Consider the following 15,486-nt stretch of genomic DNA (forward strand, 5'->3'; position numbering starts at 1 on the left):
GGCAGCTTCAAGGGAAAGGTCAAAATGACAACGCCCTTTTACAACACCCCTCATTCCAGCGTTACAACACCGATGGTTCGGGAGCTTTGTACGCTTCTTGGGCAGTAGGGGAAGGGGAAACGCCTGATTGTGGCCTCACACCCTGAGGCGTGAGGCCCGAAAGGAGGCTAGTCCTTGAAGTTCTTACTGGATTTCAGCTGGTCCCATGCCCAGACCACCTGTTGCAGCTGTTCTTCCTGCGAGCGGTCACCGCCGTTCATGTCAGGGTGAAGGACTTTGATCAAAGATTTGTAAATCTTGCGAATTTCCGGCTTTGTCAGATTGTCCTTTGCATCCAGAATCTCGAGCGCGCGCTTCTCTGTTGGAGGGAGGCGACGGCCGGCTTGGGGGCCTTTGCCCGGGTTCTGGGTAGCATTTGCGCCTAGAACCTGATGCGGGTCTTCAATGCCAAGGCGCGCCCAAGCGCGGGCTTCCGGGTCGCCCATCGGCTTGGTTGGGCGGTCCCAGACCTTGTCTTCGGACAATTTCGCATTCATTTCGGCCTCGGTGGTGCCGTGGAAGAAGTTCCATTTTGTGTTATATTCGCGCACGTGCTGCTGGCAGAACCAGAAATAATCATCCAACACATCAGGTGCTTTGGGGGCACGGTATTTGCCTGCCTCGGTGCAACCTTCATGGTCGCACACCCGTGTTGATGTCTCGGACGCGCCGGACATACCCCGCCTGCCGCGCGGATTCTTCTTTTTGGCAGAAGAGACTGACATATCAAAACCGAAGGGATCGTCTTTTCGCATTGTTGCACCTTTCCGACTCGAGCCAGTCACTCTAAACGTGTGGCTGTCAGAAGGAAGGGGGGCGAGGCAAATAAATCGCTCCCATGGGAGGGTTTATGCCGATTAAAGATGAGATCGAACAAGCGCTGCGCGTGGCGTTCACGCCATCACGGTTGGTGGTCGAAGACGTGAGCGAGGCGCATCGCGGACATGCGGGGTTTCGGGAGGGGGGAGAGACGCATTTTGATGTGGCGATCACAGCGCCGGAATTTGCAGGGATGAGCCGTGTTGCGAAACACCGCGCTATGCATGCTGCTTTGGGCAAGGACCTGATCGGTCGTATCCATGCGCTTTCGATGGATATTGCGCCTTAAGTCTTCGGACCCTCGTCTTTTTCTTCTGCGTCTTCTTGCGCGTCCGGCTTGACCGATGTCAGGCTGCGAGCGCGGGCAAGGATGCTGAGTGCAGGGCTGACCGCTGCGTGGCTTTCGGCATCTTCAACCCCGTTGTCGGGCAGCGGAGGTTGCTCTGTTTTCTCTTCATTTTCAATGGGATGACTGTCTTCGTCGTTGCCCTCTTCGGGGGCGGGCAGAAGCTCAGGCTGGAATTCTTGGGCGTCGCCCTCACGAAGGCGGCGGAAAACCAGCACATTGCGCCATTCGGTGGTAGAGCCGGTGAGGCCTGACCGCTCGATCGAGGGCAGTGTTTCCGAGCGCTGATATTCCCAGCCGTATCCGGCCATTCCATTCATAAGCTCTTGGAGTGCGAAGGAAAATCGGGCTTCAGCACCGCGCACACCTTTGCCCTTTATGCCTTTGGTGGGGGCGGGAACGACCTTGTATTCATATCGGGGCATGGGGGGCTTCCGGCTGGTTTCACCATGTTTTAACGCGCAGGTTGCAAGAAGGAAACAAGGGAACACAGAGGAGTCACACAATGTGCACCGCGCGTACACCATGCGTGCTGCACGAGCATGCGGATATATCTGTTTGAAGCGTGGGTTTCACCCACCCTACGGTGCCGTGGTGTGATCTGTGTCACACCACGGCAGGGGCATTAGCCCTGAAGTTTTTTCGCAACCAGCTGGTTGACCGTTTTGGGGTTGGCCTTGCCGCCTGTGGCTTTCATGACCTGACCCACGAACCAACCGGCAAGTTTCGGGTTAGCCTGCGCCTTGGCGACCTGATCGGGGTTGGCGGCGATGATTTCATCCACAGCGGCCTCGATGGCACCGGTGTCGGTAACCTGCTTGAGGCCTTCGGTCTCGACGATTTCGGAGGGGTCACGGCCAGTGGTATAAGCGATTTCAAACACGTCTTTGGCGATTTTGCCGCTGATGGTGTCAGAGGAAATCAGATCAACAATGCCGCCCAGCTGCGCGGGGCTGACAGGGCTCTCGGAGATGTCTTTTTCGTCTTTCTTCAGGCGGCCGAACAGCTCGTTGATGACCCAGTTTGCCGTTATCTTGCCGTCACGGCCATTGGCCGTTTCTTCAAAATAGCTGGAGCTGTCCAGATCGGCAGTCAGCACAGAGGCGTCATAATCCGACAGGCCGAAATCATTGATGAAACGCGATTTCTTGGCATCTGGAAGCTCGGGCAGGGTGGCGGCGATTTCATCGACCCATGATTGTTCAATCTCCAGCGGGAGCAGATCGGGGTCGGGGAAATAACGGTAGTCATGCGCTTCTTCTTTGGAGCGCATGGAGCGGGTTTCCTGTTTGTCAGGATCAAACAGACGTGTTTCCTGTGTGACTTCGCCGCCGCCTTCAACGATGGCGATCTGGCGTTTCGCCTCGACCTCGATGGCCTGCTGGATAAAGCGCATGGAGTTCATGTTCTTGATCTCGCAGCGGGTGCCGAGGTGGCCGAAATCACCTGTGGCCTTGTATTTTTCATACTGGCCAGGGGCGCAGATGGAGACGTTGACGTCAGCGCGCATCGCACCCGATTGCATATCGCCGTTACAGGTGCCCAAGTAGCGCAGGATTTGACGCAGTTTGGCAAGATAGGCGGCGGCCTCTTCCGGGCCACGGATGTCGGGGCGTGAAACGATCTCCATCAGGGCGACGCCCGTGCGGTTGAGGTCCACAAAGGACATGTTCGGGTCCATGTCGTGAATGGATTTACCCGCGTCCTGTTCAAGGTGAATACGCTCGACCCCTACCATACGTGCGGTGCCATCGCCCATCTCGACCAGCACTTCACCTTCGCCAACGATGGGGTGGTAGAGCTGGGAAATCTGATAGCCTTGGGGCAGGTCGGGGTAGAAGTAGTTCTTGCGGTCAAAGGCGGACCACAGGTTGATTTTAGCCTTGAGACCAAGGCCTGTGCGCACGGCTTGCTCAACGCAGAAATTGTTTAGCGTGGGCAACATGCCGGGCATGGCCGCATCCACAAAGGCCACATTCGCGTTCGGTTCTGCACCGAATTTGGTCGAGGCGGCGGAGAAAAGTTTTGCATTGGAGGAGACCTGCGCGTGGACCTCCATCCCGATGACCAGTTCCCAGTCTTGTTTGGCCCCTGCAATGGTGCGGACTTTGGGGGTGTCATAGGTGAGATCAAGCATGGGATGAGCCTTTCGCTAGGTGTTAGGCAGGGTTTAGCGGGCAGCGTGCATATGGGCAAGAGGGGTGAGGGGGGCGGCTTGCGGCCGCACAGCGTATTTTCGTGGCATTGCGCGAGTTGAATTTATTCCGGAACAGGGAGGCACGCCGTTTTAAGCCGAAACCGACCACGGCGGGACGGTTTCAGGAAAGAGGCAGCGGGTTATAAGAAGCTATCTGCACAGGCTTTAGGCGGGTGTTGCCACAGCACCTTGATCGGTGAAGGTGATCCGCTTGCCTTCGGCGATTTCGCGGCGGAACAGGTCGGTGATGATGCGGAGGGCATCGTCATATCCTGCAGCGGCAAATCGTTGGGCAGAGGCCACGCGCAGGTTATTGGCAAAACCCTGCGCCGCATGGGCCCAGATCATAGGGTGTAGTTCGGTCAGATGTTCGCGCACGATCCAATTGGCGCAATCGGCGATTTGTGCGCGGATGTGATCGGCTGCGTCATTCCCCGAACAGGCCTGACCCATGGTGTTGGCGCAATAAGCTGCGAGAAGATTGACGGTATGCTGATCGGGACGCCGTGCGAGGATGTCGCGCAGCCCTTCCACAAAGAACGGCAGATCGAGCCGTGCGCAGGCTTCGTCATCCACGCTGATGGCGTCAAACATGACCCAGGTATAACCGCCGGCCCCCCAGATTTCGCGTGTGCGGATGGCGGTGCGGCGCGCTTCGAGTTCGAGACCCGCGTGGCTGCCGTACCAGCGCGGCAGCATATGGGTGCCAAGCGCACGGAGCGGGCCGGTATTGCCGGGGTTGAGGTCGATCAGCGCCTCATAGCGGTCGGCGACAGATTGGGCGCTGGCGTTCTGGCCGCGCAGCAGGGCGCATTCAGTGCTGGCCAGCAGGGCCGAATTTTTGGGAACGCCTTTGAATTGGCAGATAATGTCGCGTGCACGCGAGAAATGCGCGTCAAAGGCTTCGCGGTTGCGCGGTGCGATTTCGACATCCCAGCCGATCCCGCGCCATGCCCATGCCATATCCATATGGGCCTGTGCGACGATGCAGCTGATGACATAGTCATCGCTATGTTCGGCCAGTACAAATTCGAGCGCTTCGATGCCACGCAGGATGGGCGCGTCGCGCGGTGGTGTTCGGTCGAGCAGGGCATGTTCGACGGCCATGACCACATCGGCACGGGCGCCAAATGCCATCAGTTCGGCCACGGGCATGCCGCCCGGCGTCATAGTGGCGGTGTCATCGGCGGCGCGGATCAGTTCAGACAGCACGCCCCAGTCTTCCTGACGCACAAGATGCAGGGCGCGGTTCTGATGGGCGTCGCGGGTGCGGTCTTCGAGCGTGGGATCGGGGCAGGGGATGTTGAGGTGCAAAGGCGGAGTGCTGCGGCTGCGCGCAGGTTTCGAAGCAGCGGCCGGCACAGGGGCAGCTTTGGTGCGGGATTGGGATGCGGGCGCAGCTCGCTTGGGGAGCTCAGGTATGACGAGTGATGCGGCTTCTTGGTTATGCAGGCTGGACCAGCCGGGCATTGGGAGCTTGCGGAGAAGGGAAAGCAAATGCGTCATGTGAGAGTCCAGGTTGCTAGTTGATACCTGTAAGATTGACGGCACTTTGGGGCGCGATCGTGGCAATGGGGCGGTCATCTCGGGAAATCTGGCGGCGAAAAAGCGCGCTTTCAGGCGGTTTGTTGCCGGTTGGCGGGGGATTGCGCGTATGGTGGCGGACTGTTCGCAAAGGGCGAACGCCGCGCCGGTGTGCGTGCAAAAATACTTGTCATGCGGCGGGCCGGCATATCATAGTGCGCCGATGGTATTTTATCTGACAGCAAAGCGCAGGATGCGCAGCATGTGGAACAGCCCTCTGAGCGGGGCGGGTGTGGCGCTTTTGGTGATGGCAGCGCAGGCGATGGCACAGGCCGATGCGCAGGCGCCGGTTGCCTTGGATGTGGTCGGCCCTCCGGCGCGCGAGCTTGCCAAGCCGGAATCAGAGGCGGTTTTGGCCGGCGCGGGGGAGGCTGCTCCTTTTGTGCAAGAGGCTGTGAGTGAGGATTCTGAGGCCGAGCTGGCAGGGATTGCGGTCTCTATGCGGCCACCGCCGCTGCGCACACAGATCCCGCGCACGCGTTGGCGGCATATGAAGGGCAATGCGCTTTGGACCCGCAGGGCGCTGTCGGCGCTCAAAGATCATGGCAAGCCATTGGTGGATACGGTCCCGCGCGATATTGCGCAGTGGTGTCCGGCCTATCCCACGAATACTGACGCCCAGCGGCGCGCGTTCTGGGTGGGCTATATGTCGGCTTTGGCCAAATACGAAAGCACCTACAAGCCGTGGGCTGTGGGGGGCGGTGGCCGCTGGTACGGGTTGTTGCAGATTTTGCCCGCAACTGCGCGCGGGTATGGCTGTGCTGCGGGTACGGGCGAGGCGCTCAAGGATGGTGGTGCGAATCTGAGCTGTGGCGTGCGGATTATGGCCCATACGGTCCTGCGGGACGGGGTGATCCATGGTCGTGACAGCCGCTGGCGCGGGGTATCTGCCGATTGGGGGCCGATGCGCAATGAAGCCAAGCGGCGCGAGATGGCCAGTTGGCTCAAGCGGCAGAAGTACTGCCAGTTGACCAGCTCGATCCGTCCGCGTCTGCGGCCCTGAGGGCTTAGGGGAAACAGGCGGGAGATGGCTACACCCCCGTCGGGCCCTTTTGTTACGGGGTGGCCGCAAGTGGGCACCTGCGCCCTTCAATCAGTCATGCGATTCTGGTGCGATCCAAAATAAAATGAGCGGTGCGTTTTCGCGCACCGCTCCAGTTGGCAGGTCGGGTTTCAGTGGTTTTCGTTATTCGGAACCAACGACTTTCTTGACGCCTTGCGCGGCCAGTTTGCCTGCGCCAACGGTACCTTTCACAGCGGTTTTAGCGACAAAGCCAACAGTTGAGCCCGTGTTGCTTGCGACTTGATCCGTTGAGCATGCGGATAATGTGAGAACCGCGCCGATCAAACCAACGATCATCATTTTCTGTGTCTTGAACATCTCAGGCTCCTTTCGCCATTCATGTCGTTTCGTTGAGATTGGTATAGCGGGTCTTTTGAAGACAGGAAAACGAATAAGAATTGTATTTAAGGCGCGTATTGCTTATGGGTAGGTCATGGATATCACCCTTATCAGAACCTTTCTCGAGGTCGCCAATACCGGTTCATTTGTGGCTGCCTGTGATCGGTTGTTTGTAACGCAATCGGCTGTCAGCCTTCGTATTCAGCGGCTTGAGGAAAGTTTGGGACATGCCATGTTCACGCGTTCTAAGGCCGGGGCGATGCTGACCCCTGAGGGGCAGCAATTTGAACGCTATGCCTTGAGTATGTTGAAGCTTTGGGAAGAGGCGCGCCAGCAAATCGCCATTCCCGAAGGCTATAGCAGGGCCCTTAGCATCGGGGCACAGTATTCGCTTTGGCCGCGATTGGGCTTTCGGTGGATGGATGAAATGCAGCTGAATATGCCCGAGCTGAGCATTCATGCGGAATTGGGAATGCCAGAGCGCATCACCCGTTTTCTCATGGAGGGGGTTGTGCAGGCTGCGCTTTTGTACACGCCGCAGTTGCGGTCGGGGTTGATTGCAGAGCATGCGCTTGATGACGAGTTGATCCTCGTGGCCTCTTATCCAGACGCGACGACAGATTTGGGGCGTCATTTTGTATCGGTTGATTGGGGGCCGGAATTCACCCATGCGCTTGCCGTAGCACTGCCGCATCTGACCGATTCTGGCCGGTCTATGGCGCTGGGTGCCTTGGCGATGGAGTATATTGTTAATCGCAAGGCTGCGGCGTATCTGCCTGCCCGTTCGGTAAAGCGCCATCTGGATGCGGGGCGGCTTCATATCGTGGCGGGGGCCCCGCGGTTTCATTATCCGTCATGGGTCGTTTACCGGGATGATTTGCCAGACGACCTTGCCGCTTTGGCGCGAAGTGCTTTGGCGAAGGTCGTTCAAAATGCCGAAAAGGAGCAAGAGGCCTCTATCGAAGGTCTGGAGGTGATGGATGGCTCTATGCCGTAAAGGTTTTTCATAAGCGCAGGAGGCATGTTGGAATAGGGTAGCCTTGTTTCAGGCGGTGCGGAAAATACGGGCGAGGGCCCCCATAGCATCGGCTTGGGCCGCGCTGGGCATGCCTTTGGTGCCGGCGGCGGTTACATCACCCAGCACGCGCATGAGTTTGTCAAAGCAAGGGCCGTGGTCGAGTTGTTTGAGGCGTTTTGCCAACCGCTCGAACGCTGGCGTAGCGCCGCCGCCCTGGGAAATCAGCCACGGTGCGAGAGTTGCGGCATCGCGTGCTTGCTGTGGGTCGAGGTCCAGACGTTTTTCGAAGGCTGCGGTACGCAGGGCGGTGTCTGCCTTGCTGTTGGCGTCCATGGCGGCAAAGGCGGTGGCCATCGCGGTGATGCACAAGTCGGCGCTGTGCAAAGAGGCGATGGGATCGGCCCCTGATGAGGGGGTGAATTCCAACCGTTTGGCAGCGGCGCGGATATCGGGATCCGTGATGGGGTTTGCAATGCGAAGAGGGCCGCCGGTGCTGCGGGTATATAGCAAAAAGACGACCACAGCGGCGCCCAGTAGAATAACAATCGTAAGCATAGTCTATCTGCCGCCGGACACGTCTATTGTTGATCCGGTGACATAGCTGGCGCTGTCCGACATCAGCCAAAGCACCGCCTCGGCGACTTCGGAGGGTTTGCCGGTGCGTTGCATCGGTACCATTGAGGACAGCCGCGCAGCGCGGTCGGGATCGCCGCCTTTGGCGTGGATTTCTGTATCAATCAGGCCGGGGGCCACGCCCACAACGCGCAGTCCTGCGGGGACGACTTCATCAGACAGGCCTTTGGTGAATGTGTCCATGGCGGCCTTGGAGGCGGCGTAATCGACGTATTGATTTGCCGATCCGATGCGCGCGGCAACGGAGGTGATGTTGATGATCGTGCCTTTGCCGTGCGGCTCCATCCGTTTGACGGCACCGGCTGCGACCAGCATGGCCCCGATGACATTGACATCAAACATCTGGCGCAGCCGCTCATGGGTGAGATCGGCCACACGGGTGGGCAGGCCCACGATGCCGGCATTGTTGATAAGCGCGTCCAACTGGCCGTATTCCGCATCCAGAGCGGCATAAAGCGCGTCAATCTGGGCAGGGTCTGCGACATCGGCCTTGATCACCAGCGTTCTGGCACCGGCGGCCTGCGCCTTTTGCGCGGCGGCTTTGGCCCCCGCAGCGTCGGAGTTATAGGTCAGCGCAAGGTCATAGCCCTGCGCGGCAGCAAGGGCGGCACAGGCAGCGCCGATGCCTGCAGAGGCACCGGTGATCAGGCAGACAGGTCGGGTCATGCGTTGGCAATCCTTGTGAGCATTTCTGTTGTGTCGCGGCTTAGGTCGTCGGTGCCAAGGATGCGCGCGAGTTGTGCGTGGATCAAGGCCTGACGTTGGGAATCATAGCGTTTCCATGTCTGGAAGGCCGAACACATGCGCGCGGTTGTTTGCGGGTTCACGGGATCAAGTTTGATCAGCCAGTCCGCCAGCAGTTTGTAACCGGCACCTGAGGCATGGTGGAAGCCTGCGTGATGCATGGCGAGGCTGCCAAAGACGGCGCGGAAGCGGTTGGGGTTTTTCCAGTTGAAATCAGGGTGGCGGGTAAGAGCATCGGCCATGGCTACGGCCTGATCCGGTTGCGCGCGCGCCACTTGCAGGCCGAACCATTTGTCCATGACCAGCCGGTCGTCTTTCCACTGGGTTTCAAAGGCGCTTACGGCCTCGGCACCTTTGCCAGCGCTGATCAACAGGGCAAGGGCTGCGGATTGCTGGTTCATGTTATCGGCTGTTTGGAATTGCTCGAGCGCTTGTGCGCCATCGTCGCGGCGGGTGATCAAAGCCAGCATGGTGTTGGCCAATGTGCGGCGGCCTGATTGCTCGGCATTCGGTTGATAGGGGTCGGTTACCGTGTTGGCGGCATAGATGGCGGGGGCATCTTTGGCGAAGAGATCGGCGCGGGCCTCTCCCATGGTTTCACGCGCGGCGTGAATGGCGTCAGGGTCGGGGGTGATGCCTGCCTCATGCAGCACATTGGCCAGTTCTGAATCGCCTGGCAGGGCCAGCATCAGCGCGCGGGTGGCGGGATCAAGCCTGTCGTCGCTGGCGACCTTATGAATGCCAGCGAGGTAGGCGGGATCAGGTGCGGCCCCTTCGGTGATCATAGAGATAAGCGATTTGCGCGCCAGCATCCGCCCTTGTTCCCAGCGATTGAACGGATCGCTGTCATGGGCCAGCAAATGCGCGCGCTGCGCATCGCCGAGATCATGGGTCAGCACCACAGGCGCAGAGAAATCGCGCAGGATCGAGGCGGTGGGCGCTGCGCTGAGGCCGCTGAAGGTAAAGCTTTGCTCGGCCTGTGTCATTTCCAGAACGCGGGTGGGAAGTACTTCGGCGCCATCAGCGCCGATGAGGCCGACAGCGATGGGGATGACTTGGGGCTGCGGCGCAGGGGTTGCCGCGCTGGGTGGTGTGGTTTGGGTGAAGTTGAGGGTGAGTGTGTCGCCCTCGAAGGTCTCAACCACAGTCACCCGCGGTGTGCCTGCTTGGGAATACCAGCGTTTGAATTGCCCAAGGTCGCGGCCGGTGGTGTCTTCGAATACTTTGAGCCAGTCTTCGATGGTGGCGGCGTCGCCGTCGTGCCGCTCAAAATACAGATCCACAGCTTTTGCATAGGCGTCATCCCCGACCAGTAACTTGAGCATGCGGATGACCTCCGCCCCTTTTTCGTAAACGGTGGCGGTGTAGAAGTTGTTAATCTCCTGAAAGCTCTCTGGACGCACAGGATGGGAAAGGGGGCCTTGGTCTTCGGCAAATTGGCGGCCGCGCAGGTCCATCACATCCGAGATGCGTTTCACAGGGGCCGAGCGCATATCGGCGGTGAACTGGCTATCGCGGAAAACGGTCAGCCCTTCTTTGAGGCACAGCTGGAACCAGTCGCGGCAGGTAATGCGGTTGCCGGTCCAATTGTGGAAATATTCATGGGCGATGATCGCTTCGATCCGCTCAAAATTCAAATCGGTCGAGGTCTCTGGCGAGGCCAGCACCGCGGAAGAGTTGAAGATATTGAGGCCTTTGTTCTCCATAGCACCCATATTGAAATCATCCACGGCGACGATGTTGAACAGATCCAGATCATATTCGCGCCCGTAAACGTCTTCGTCCCATTTCATTGAGGCCTTGAGAGCCTCCATGCCAAAGGCACATTTGCCTTCATCGCCGGGGCGCACATAGAGGTTCAGCGCCACATCACGCCCCGAGCGGGTGGTAAAGCTGCCCTCATGGGCAATGAGCTCACCTGCGACGAGGGCAAAGAGGTAGGCGGGTTTGGGCCATGGGTCATGCCATTCGGCGTGATGGGTGCTGCTGGCGACGGGGTTGCCGTTGGACAAAAGCACATCATGCGGGCCGTCGATGGTGACAGAGAACACCGCCATCACATCGGGGCGGTCGGGGTAATAGGTGATTTTGCGAAAGCCCTCGGCCTCACATTGGGTGCAGTACATGCCGCCGGACATATAAAGCCCTTCAAGGGCGGTGTTATTGGCGGGGTCAATCTCGACCTCTGCCTCAAAGACAAATGCAGTGTCGGGCACGGCACAGGTCAGCCCTTCGGGCGTGAGAGTTGCCTTGACGGGGGCACCGTCGATCTGGGCCGAAATCAGCTCAAGCGCCTCGCCATGCAGAAAGAAATCCTGCGACGGGGCGTCGGGGTTCGGCGCAAAGGCGATGCGGCTTTTCACGCGGGTTTTGTGAGGGTCCAGCGTAAAGTGCAGCGCGACGCTTTCCACCTTCCAGCCAAAGGCTGCGTAATCTTTTAGATAGATGGTTTGGGGGGCTGCATCGCGCATGAGAGATACCTTTTTGGGAACCGGTTTATGTGGCCGCACGTTATGACTGCAACAGTCCGGCCGCAAGGCGAGGCGCAATTTATTGGAGAATGAAAGATGTCTGCACCTGATACAAACATTGAGAAACAGGAACGCCGCCACAGCGCGTCTTTGTTGGGTATTCGCGGCGTGCTGGTGTTTGCTGCGATAATGATGCTGCTTTGGGGAGGCTACGGCGTGGTGAAGGCAGATGAGGATGCGTCGGCCTTCAAGGGAGAAGATGCCGCAGCAGAGCAAACGACCGCTGTTCCCACGGATGTTTATGAACCGGGCACAAACAAGGCCAGCACACCGGTAGAAAGCAATTAAAGCAGTCGGGCCGGTTGGCGGTAGAGCGGATAGCGGTCTTTGGCCCCGATTGCGGGGCCGCTGGCCTGCGCCGTTCAATCACTGGTGCGTCTGATGTTGCAGACGCAAACGGCTCCAAAGCTAAGGTCCGGTTTTATTTATTCTACGGGGCTTCTTAGGAGGGTTTTATCGCCGCTGGTCTCAACTGCCACCTCTAGAGGCAAGGGCAAGCCCGCTGCACGGCGCGATGTTTTTATCTGTGTGCAGGTTTCTGAGTCGCTATGACAGAGCACGATTTTATGTCCGGTCAACTGTTGCATGCGAAAGATGAGCGCCATGTCCTTTTGGAGGTAGGCCTTCTTGGCGCTGTTAAGGGTCATAACGTCACCGTAGACCAGTGTCGGGCGTCCGCGTGTGGGGTCTTCCTTAATTAGGGTGGTCGCCAGCGCGCGTGTCTCGGCCTGCCATGAGCGGTAAATCGTGTACTGGTAGAATGTTGTTAACGCATAACTTATAACCACCAGCAGCGATAGATTGCGCAGAAGACGTCCGCCCAGATTAGGTGTCACGCTTAGAATGGCCGCCGCGCGCAGGACAATCACGGCATAAAACACCCAAGCAAAATTGAACGTACGCGGCGGCACGATCACACCAAGTTTGAGAGCTTGCAGGACGATCAGCGCGATACCCGCCCACAATCCGGCATGTAGATAAAGCGCTTCCATCGGGGCGCGGCTGAACATCACAAATGTCGCTGCGAGCAGGAGGCCCAGGTGAAAATACGCAGCGGGGCCAAAGTTGTAGGACACTAACGTCATGAGTGTCTCAAACGTCTGGCTCAACACAGGTAGGTTTGCGATCATACCGGCGACATCTGCGGCAGCTGTCGCATCGCGCCAATCGTCAAGCGGGATGCCAAACACACCGTGAACCTGCCAGTTTAATGTATAGGTCAGCAAAACGGCTGCGGCGAAGCTGCAGATAAAAAGCGTTATCAGCCCGACTAAATCACGCAGCGAACGGTTTTGTGTACGGATCAAACACACGGCGAGAAGAATAAGCGGGTAGGTCGTGTAGGCCCAGAAAGTGACAATCACAAACACAGGCAACAGCGCGCGCAGGGTCCGTTGCGAGACCCGGCAGCCCAATAGCGCATAAATGGTCACGACGGCCAATCCGGGAAGGAGCGTGTTGAACCACAGTGAGATTAATGTGGCTGGTGCCGATACTAGGATAAATAGTGCTAGCACGATGACAAACCACGGACGCCCATCGCGGCCCATCGCGGCCACTGCGAGAGCGGATGCCAATATTGCCCAGAGTGATTGATAGATGACAAAATTGAGCCACGACGGCGTTACAAAACCCCGCAAATGCCAGATGTAATTGAGCCAGCGCCCTTCGTGCAATGTCTTGTCCCAAAACCAATGTGCCTCGGCAAAGAGGGCCGGATAATCGTCATGGCGAATGAAGGGATCAATCAGGTTCGGCAAAGATATAGCGCAGGCGGCCACGAGGGTGATCACGATCACCTTCCACAATGGCAGCGCCAGTTCGCCGGTCGGTCGAAGGCCACCGTGTGACCGCCCAAGGGCTGGAACCTCAGCGGCGAGTGTCACGTTATATTCAACTTTTTACTTGCGCGTGCTGCAATGATTTTAGCGCGGATTTGGGCGATACGGGTCACTGTGTCACGGGGCAAACGCGACACCATTGCACGGCGCAGTTTCCACAGCAGGCTGCCGCCGGCTTTGACAGCCACACCAGCGGGAATTTCATGTTTGGTGATTTCCTCTGGCAAGCCGCGGCGGCCCGCCTCGTTCACATAGAGAATTGTGTTGTAGCGGTACCAAGGTTCAACCGCTGCATTGTCTGACAGATGCGGGCGAATACAGTCATAGGCGGTATAGCCACGCGCAGCGAACAGATCCTGCCAGAACGACAATGGCTGTTCGTTAATGTGAAACTCGCCTCCCTGGCCGGTTACAGCAGCTGAAAATAATACTCGGTCGGAGGCACGGGTGAGGCTTTCTACCAGTGTCGTTGACGCGGACGTCGGCAGGTGTTCCCCGACCTCAAGGCTTTGGGCCAGATCAAAGCGGCGGTCGGTAAACACCGGTGCCGTCAAATCGGCGGCCATGAAATTCTCGTGCGGTACCGCCAACTGATCGCGGTTCACATAGTCACCGTCGACGGCCAGAACATCCTCCACACCCGTGTTGCGCCATTCAGCCAGCCATGTACCGCGCCCGGAACCCAGATCAATCACAGATGCCGGTTGTAAGAGAGGCCCCAAAAGCGCCAGCATGTGCTGGGCGGAGCGACGCGCGCCTTGGTCGATGTAATCGAAAAAAGTATCGGAATAGATATGTGTCATGTGAAATCTGCTTTCATGTTTCGGGAGTGCAAAATACCCACAGGGTCATAAGGACAAAGTTCTGAACAGGCAGGATCAGCGTTACTGCAACGGCCGCGATCCAAGGGGCGAGCATGAAGTAGGGGGCTATTCCCCCGGTGATAAGCGCCGAGGTCAAAAAACCGGCAGCAATCATTATGGCAAAACGCAGCATCTGACGAGGGTCATTCAGCTGGCGGTGAAATGTGAACCGCGCCTGTCCGATATACTGCACAGTTACGGCGATGCCGAATGCCAGCGCATTTGCCGCGCTCTGCACGAGACCGATGCGTAAAAACGCAAGATAAACGACGACATAAAGAAGCGCTATCCCGACGCCGATCAGCGCAAAAGGGATTATTCGGTCGAACTGCATCGGGCTCAGATCACTTTACGAAGCGGCAATAGCGCAGCACTGCGGGTGTCTTCTGATACAAAATAGAGCGGGCGGTTTTTAGCCTCCACATAGAGGCGGCCGATATATTCGCCCAAGATGCCCAAGGTCAGTAATTGCACACCGGAGAACAGGCTGATCGCCAGCACAACAGAGGCCCAGCCCGGGGCCGTTTGATAGACAATCAGCGAATGGATCACATAAATCATCATCAAAGCGGAAAACCCGAGGCTGGCAAATGACATGCGTGTCGCGAACTTCAGTGGTTTGGTGGAAAATGCGGTCATTGCGTCGACAGCAAAGCGTACCATTTTACGCAGGGGGTATTTCGTCTCACCCGATGCGCGTGGTGCGCGGGCGTATTCTATCCCAATTTGGCGAAAGCCGGCCCAGGCGAACATGCCGCGCACAAAGCGCGCACGCTCTGGCATGGACAGAACAGCGTCGAGTGTTTTGCGGCTGACCAGACGGAAATCTCCGGTGTCGCGAGGGATGTCGATGTCGGACATCGCATTCAGCGCGCGGTAGAAGACCCAAGCGGTCGCGCGCTTGAACAGTGTCTCACCCTGCCGTTCGCTGCGCCGTCCATAGACGACGTCATAGCCACGGTCCATCATGCTCATCATATCGCCAAGCAACTCTGGCGGGTCTTGCAAATCGGCGTCGAGCATAAAAATACGCTCGCCCTGCGCAATCTCAAGCCCGGCAGTCAATGCAATCTGATGGCCGCGGTTGGCTGAAAGCTTGATGCCGCGCAGCATCGGGTAAGTCGCGCGTGCGGTCTGAATGGCTTCCCATGTTGCATCGGTAGACCCGTCATCAATCAGCAAAATCTCGGCGCGATCTTTGTATGGGGCCACCGCTTGTGACAAACGTTCCATCAAATGAGGTATTGATGCTTCTTCGTTCATACACGGAACAACCACTGAGATCAGCATAAGAGCCACCTTGCTATTAAAGTAAATTCAGGTTCAGGGCAAAACCTAGCGACTAAATGTGTCTGTATTATGGGTGAAATTGGGCTCGGGTGAGTATGTTCGCTATGCCCAATCCCTCTGGGCAGCACTGATAGGCAGAGTGGGCGGGCTGCTCTTTCTTCGTGGAGCGCGCGGGCTAT

16 protein-coding genes are annotated in these 15,486 nt (G+C 57.9%); 4 read left to right on the top strand and 12 right to left on the bottom strand.

Going from position 1 to position 15,486, the window contains the following annotated elements; genetic code table 11:
* Positions 1–167: 167 nt before the first annotated feature.
* On the bottom strand, positions 168–794 hold the full coding sequence (locus tag ABJM03_RS09550; protein ID WP_348417156.1) for a J domain-containing protein: 627 nt from the start codon (positions 792–794) through the stop codon (positions 168–170).
* Between the two features lie 95 nt (positions 795–889).
* Here ABJM03_RS09550 and ABJM03_RS09555 point away from each other — a divergent pair, with 95 nt between their 5' ends.
* Entirely contained in the window at positions 890–1,147 is a 258-nt protein-coding gene (locus ABJM03_RS09555; protein ID WP_348417157.1) for a BolA family protein, read from the top strand.
* Here ABJM03_RS09555 and ABJM03_RS09560 read toward each other — a convergent pair.
* The 3 genes from ABJM03_RS09560 to ABJM03_RS09570 form a co-directional block, all read right to left on the bottom strand.
* Positions 1,144–1,629, bottom strand: a complete 486-nt coding sequence (locus ABJM03_RS09560) for a hypothetical protein (RefSeq protein ID WP_348417158.1) — start codon at positions 1,627–1,629, stop codon at positions 1,144–1,146. The two genes, ABJM03_RS09555 and ABJM03_RS09560, sit on opposite strands and share 4 nt — an antisense overlap.
* Before the next feature lie 200 nt (positions 1,630–1,829).
* Positions 1,830–3,341 (bottom strand): Asp-tRNA(Asn)/Glu-tRNA(Gln) amidotransferase subunit GatB, encoded by a 1,512-nt coding sequence (gatB, locus tag ABJM03_RS09565; RefSeq protein ID WP_348417159.1) that lies wholly within the window; start codon positions 3,339–3,341, stop codon positions 1,830–1,832.
* A gap of 225 nt (positions 3,342–3,566) precedes the next feature.
* The gene (locus ABJM03_RS09570) at positions 3,567–4,907 is read right to left on the bottom strand and encodes a hypothetical protein (protein WP_348417160.1); all 1,341 of its coding nucleotides are present in this window, start codon (positions 4,905–4,907) and stop codon (positions 3,567–3,569) included.
* A gap of 280 nt (positions 4,908–5,187) precedes the next feature.
* Here ABJM03_RS09570 and ABJM03_RS09575 point away from each other — a divergent pair, with 280 nt between their 5' ends.
* The gene (locus tag ABJM03_RS09575) at positions 5,188–5,988 is read left to right on the top strand and encodes a transglycosylase SLT domain-containing protein (RefSeq protein WP_348417161.1); all 801 of its coding nucleotides are present in this window, start codon (positions 5,188–5,190) and stop codon (positions 5,986–5,988) included.
* Between the two features lie 183 nt (positions 5,989–6,171).
* On the opposite strand, the gene ABJM03_RS09580 is transcribed toward ABJM03_RS09575, so the two are convergent.
* Complete coding sequence (locus ABJM03_RS09580; protein ID WP_348417162.1) at positions 6,172–6,366, bottom strand: hypothetical protein; 195 nt, start codon at positions 6,364–6,366, stop codon at positions 6,172–6,174.
* Between the two features lie 115 nt (positions 6,367–6,481).
* On the opposite strand from ABJM03_RS09580, the gene ABJM03_RS09585 reads away from it, so the two are divergent.
* Positions 6,482–7,384, top strand: a complete 903-nt coding sequence (locus ABJM03_RS09585; RefSeq protein WP_348417163.1) for a LysR family transcriptional regulator — start codon at positions 6,482–6,484, stop codon at positions 7,382–7,384.
* 48 nt (positions 7,385–7,432) lie between these two features.
* Here the strand turns inward: ABJM03_RS09585 and ABJM03_RS09590 are convergent, their stop codons facing one another.
* The 3 genes from ABJM03_RS09590 to pepN are packed head-to-tail and all read right to left on the bottom strand — an operon-like array spanning position 7,433 to position 11,253.
* On the bottom strand, positions 7,433–7,960 hold the full coding sequence (locus tag ABJM03_RS09590; RefSeq protein WP_348417164.1) for a hypothetical protein: 528 nt from the start codon (positions 7,958–7,960) through the stop codon (positions 7,433–7,435).
* 3 nt (positions 7,961–7,963) lie between these two features.
* Positions 7,964–8,704, bottom strand: a complete 741-nt coding sequence (locus ABJM03_RS09595; RefSeq protein ID WP_348417165.1) for an SDR family oxidoreductase — start codon at positions 8,702–8,704, stop codon at positions 7,964–7,966.
* Positions 8,701–11,253: an aminopeptidase N gene (pepN, locus tag ABJM03_RS09600; protein WP_348417166.1), complete on the bottom strand. Its 2,553-nt coding sequence runs from the start codon at positions 11,251–11,253 to the stop codon at positions 8,701–8,703. The genes ABJM03_RS09595 and pepN overlap by 4 nt, the downstream gene beginning before the upstream one ends.
* Positions 11,254–11,349: 96 nt before the next feature.
* On the opposite strand from pepN, the gene ABJM03_RS09605 reads away from it, so the two are divergent.
* Positions 11,350–11,601, top strand: a complete 252-nt coding sequence (locus tag ABJM03_RS09605) for a hypothetical protein (RefSeq protein WP_348417167.1) — start codon at positions 11,350–11,352, stop codon at positions 11,599–11,601.
* A gap of 137 nt (positions 11,602–11,738) precedes the next feature.
* On the opposite strand, the gene ABJM03_RS09610 is transcribed toward ABJM03_RS09605, so the two are convergent.
* Genes ABJM03_RS09610 through ABJM03_RS09625 form a run of 4 tightly spaced genes read right to left on the bottom strand, consistent with a single transcriptional unit; the run spans position 11,739 to position 15,307 of the window.
* Complete coding sequence (locus ABJM03_RS09610) at positions 11,739–13,199, bottom strand: hypothetical protein (RefSeq protein WP_348417168.1); 1,461 nt, start codon at positions 13,197–13,199, stop codon at positions 11,739–11,741.
* A complete protein-coding gene (locus tag ABJM03_RS09615; RefSeq protein ID WP_348417169.1) occupies positions 13,196–13,957 on the bottom strand; it encodes a methyltransferase domain-containing protein in 762 nt (253 codons plus the stop codon). Before ABJM03_RS09615 ends, ABJM03_RS09610 begins: the two co-directional genes overlap by 4 nt.
* 13 nt (positions 13,958–13,970) lie before the next feature.
* The gene (locus ABJM03_RS09620; RefSeq protein WP_348417170.1) at positions 13,971–14,351 is read right to left on the bottom strand and encodes a GtrA family protein; all 381 of its coding nucleotides are present in this window, start codon (positions 14,349–14,351) and stop codon (positions 13,971–13,973) included.
* Positions 14,352–14,356: 5 nt separating this feature from the next.
* Positions 14,357–15,307 (bottom strand): glycosyltransferase family 2 protein, encoded by a 951-nt coding sequence (locus tag ABJM03_RS09625; protein WP_348417171.1) that lies wholly within the window; start codon positions 15,305–15,307, stop codon positions 14,357–14,359.
* Between the last annotated feature and the right edge of the window lie 179 nt (positions 15,308–15,486).

This window comes from Sulfitobacter sp. (assembly GCF_039977885.1).
In the GTDB taxonomy this organism is placed as follows: domain Bacteria; phylum Pseudomonadota; class Alphaproteobacteria; order Rhodobacterales; family Rhodobacteraceae; genus Sulfitobacter.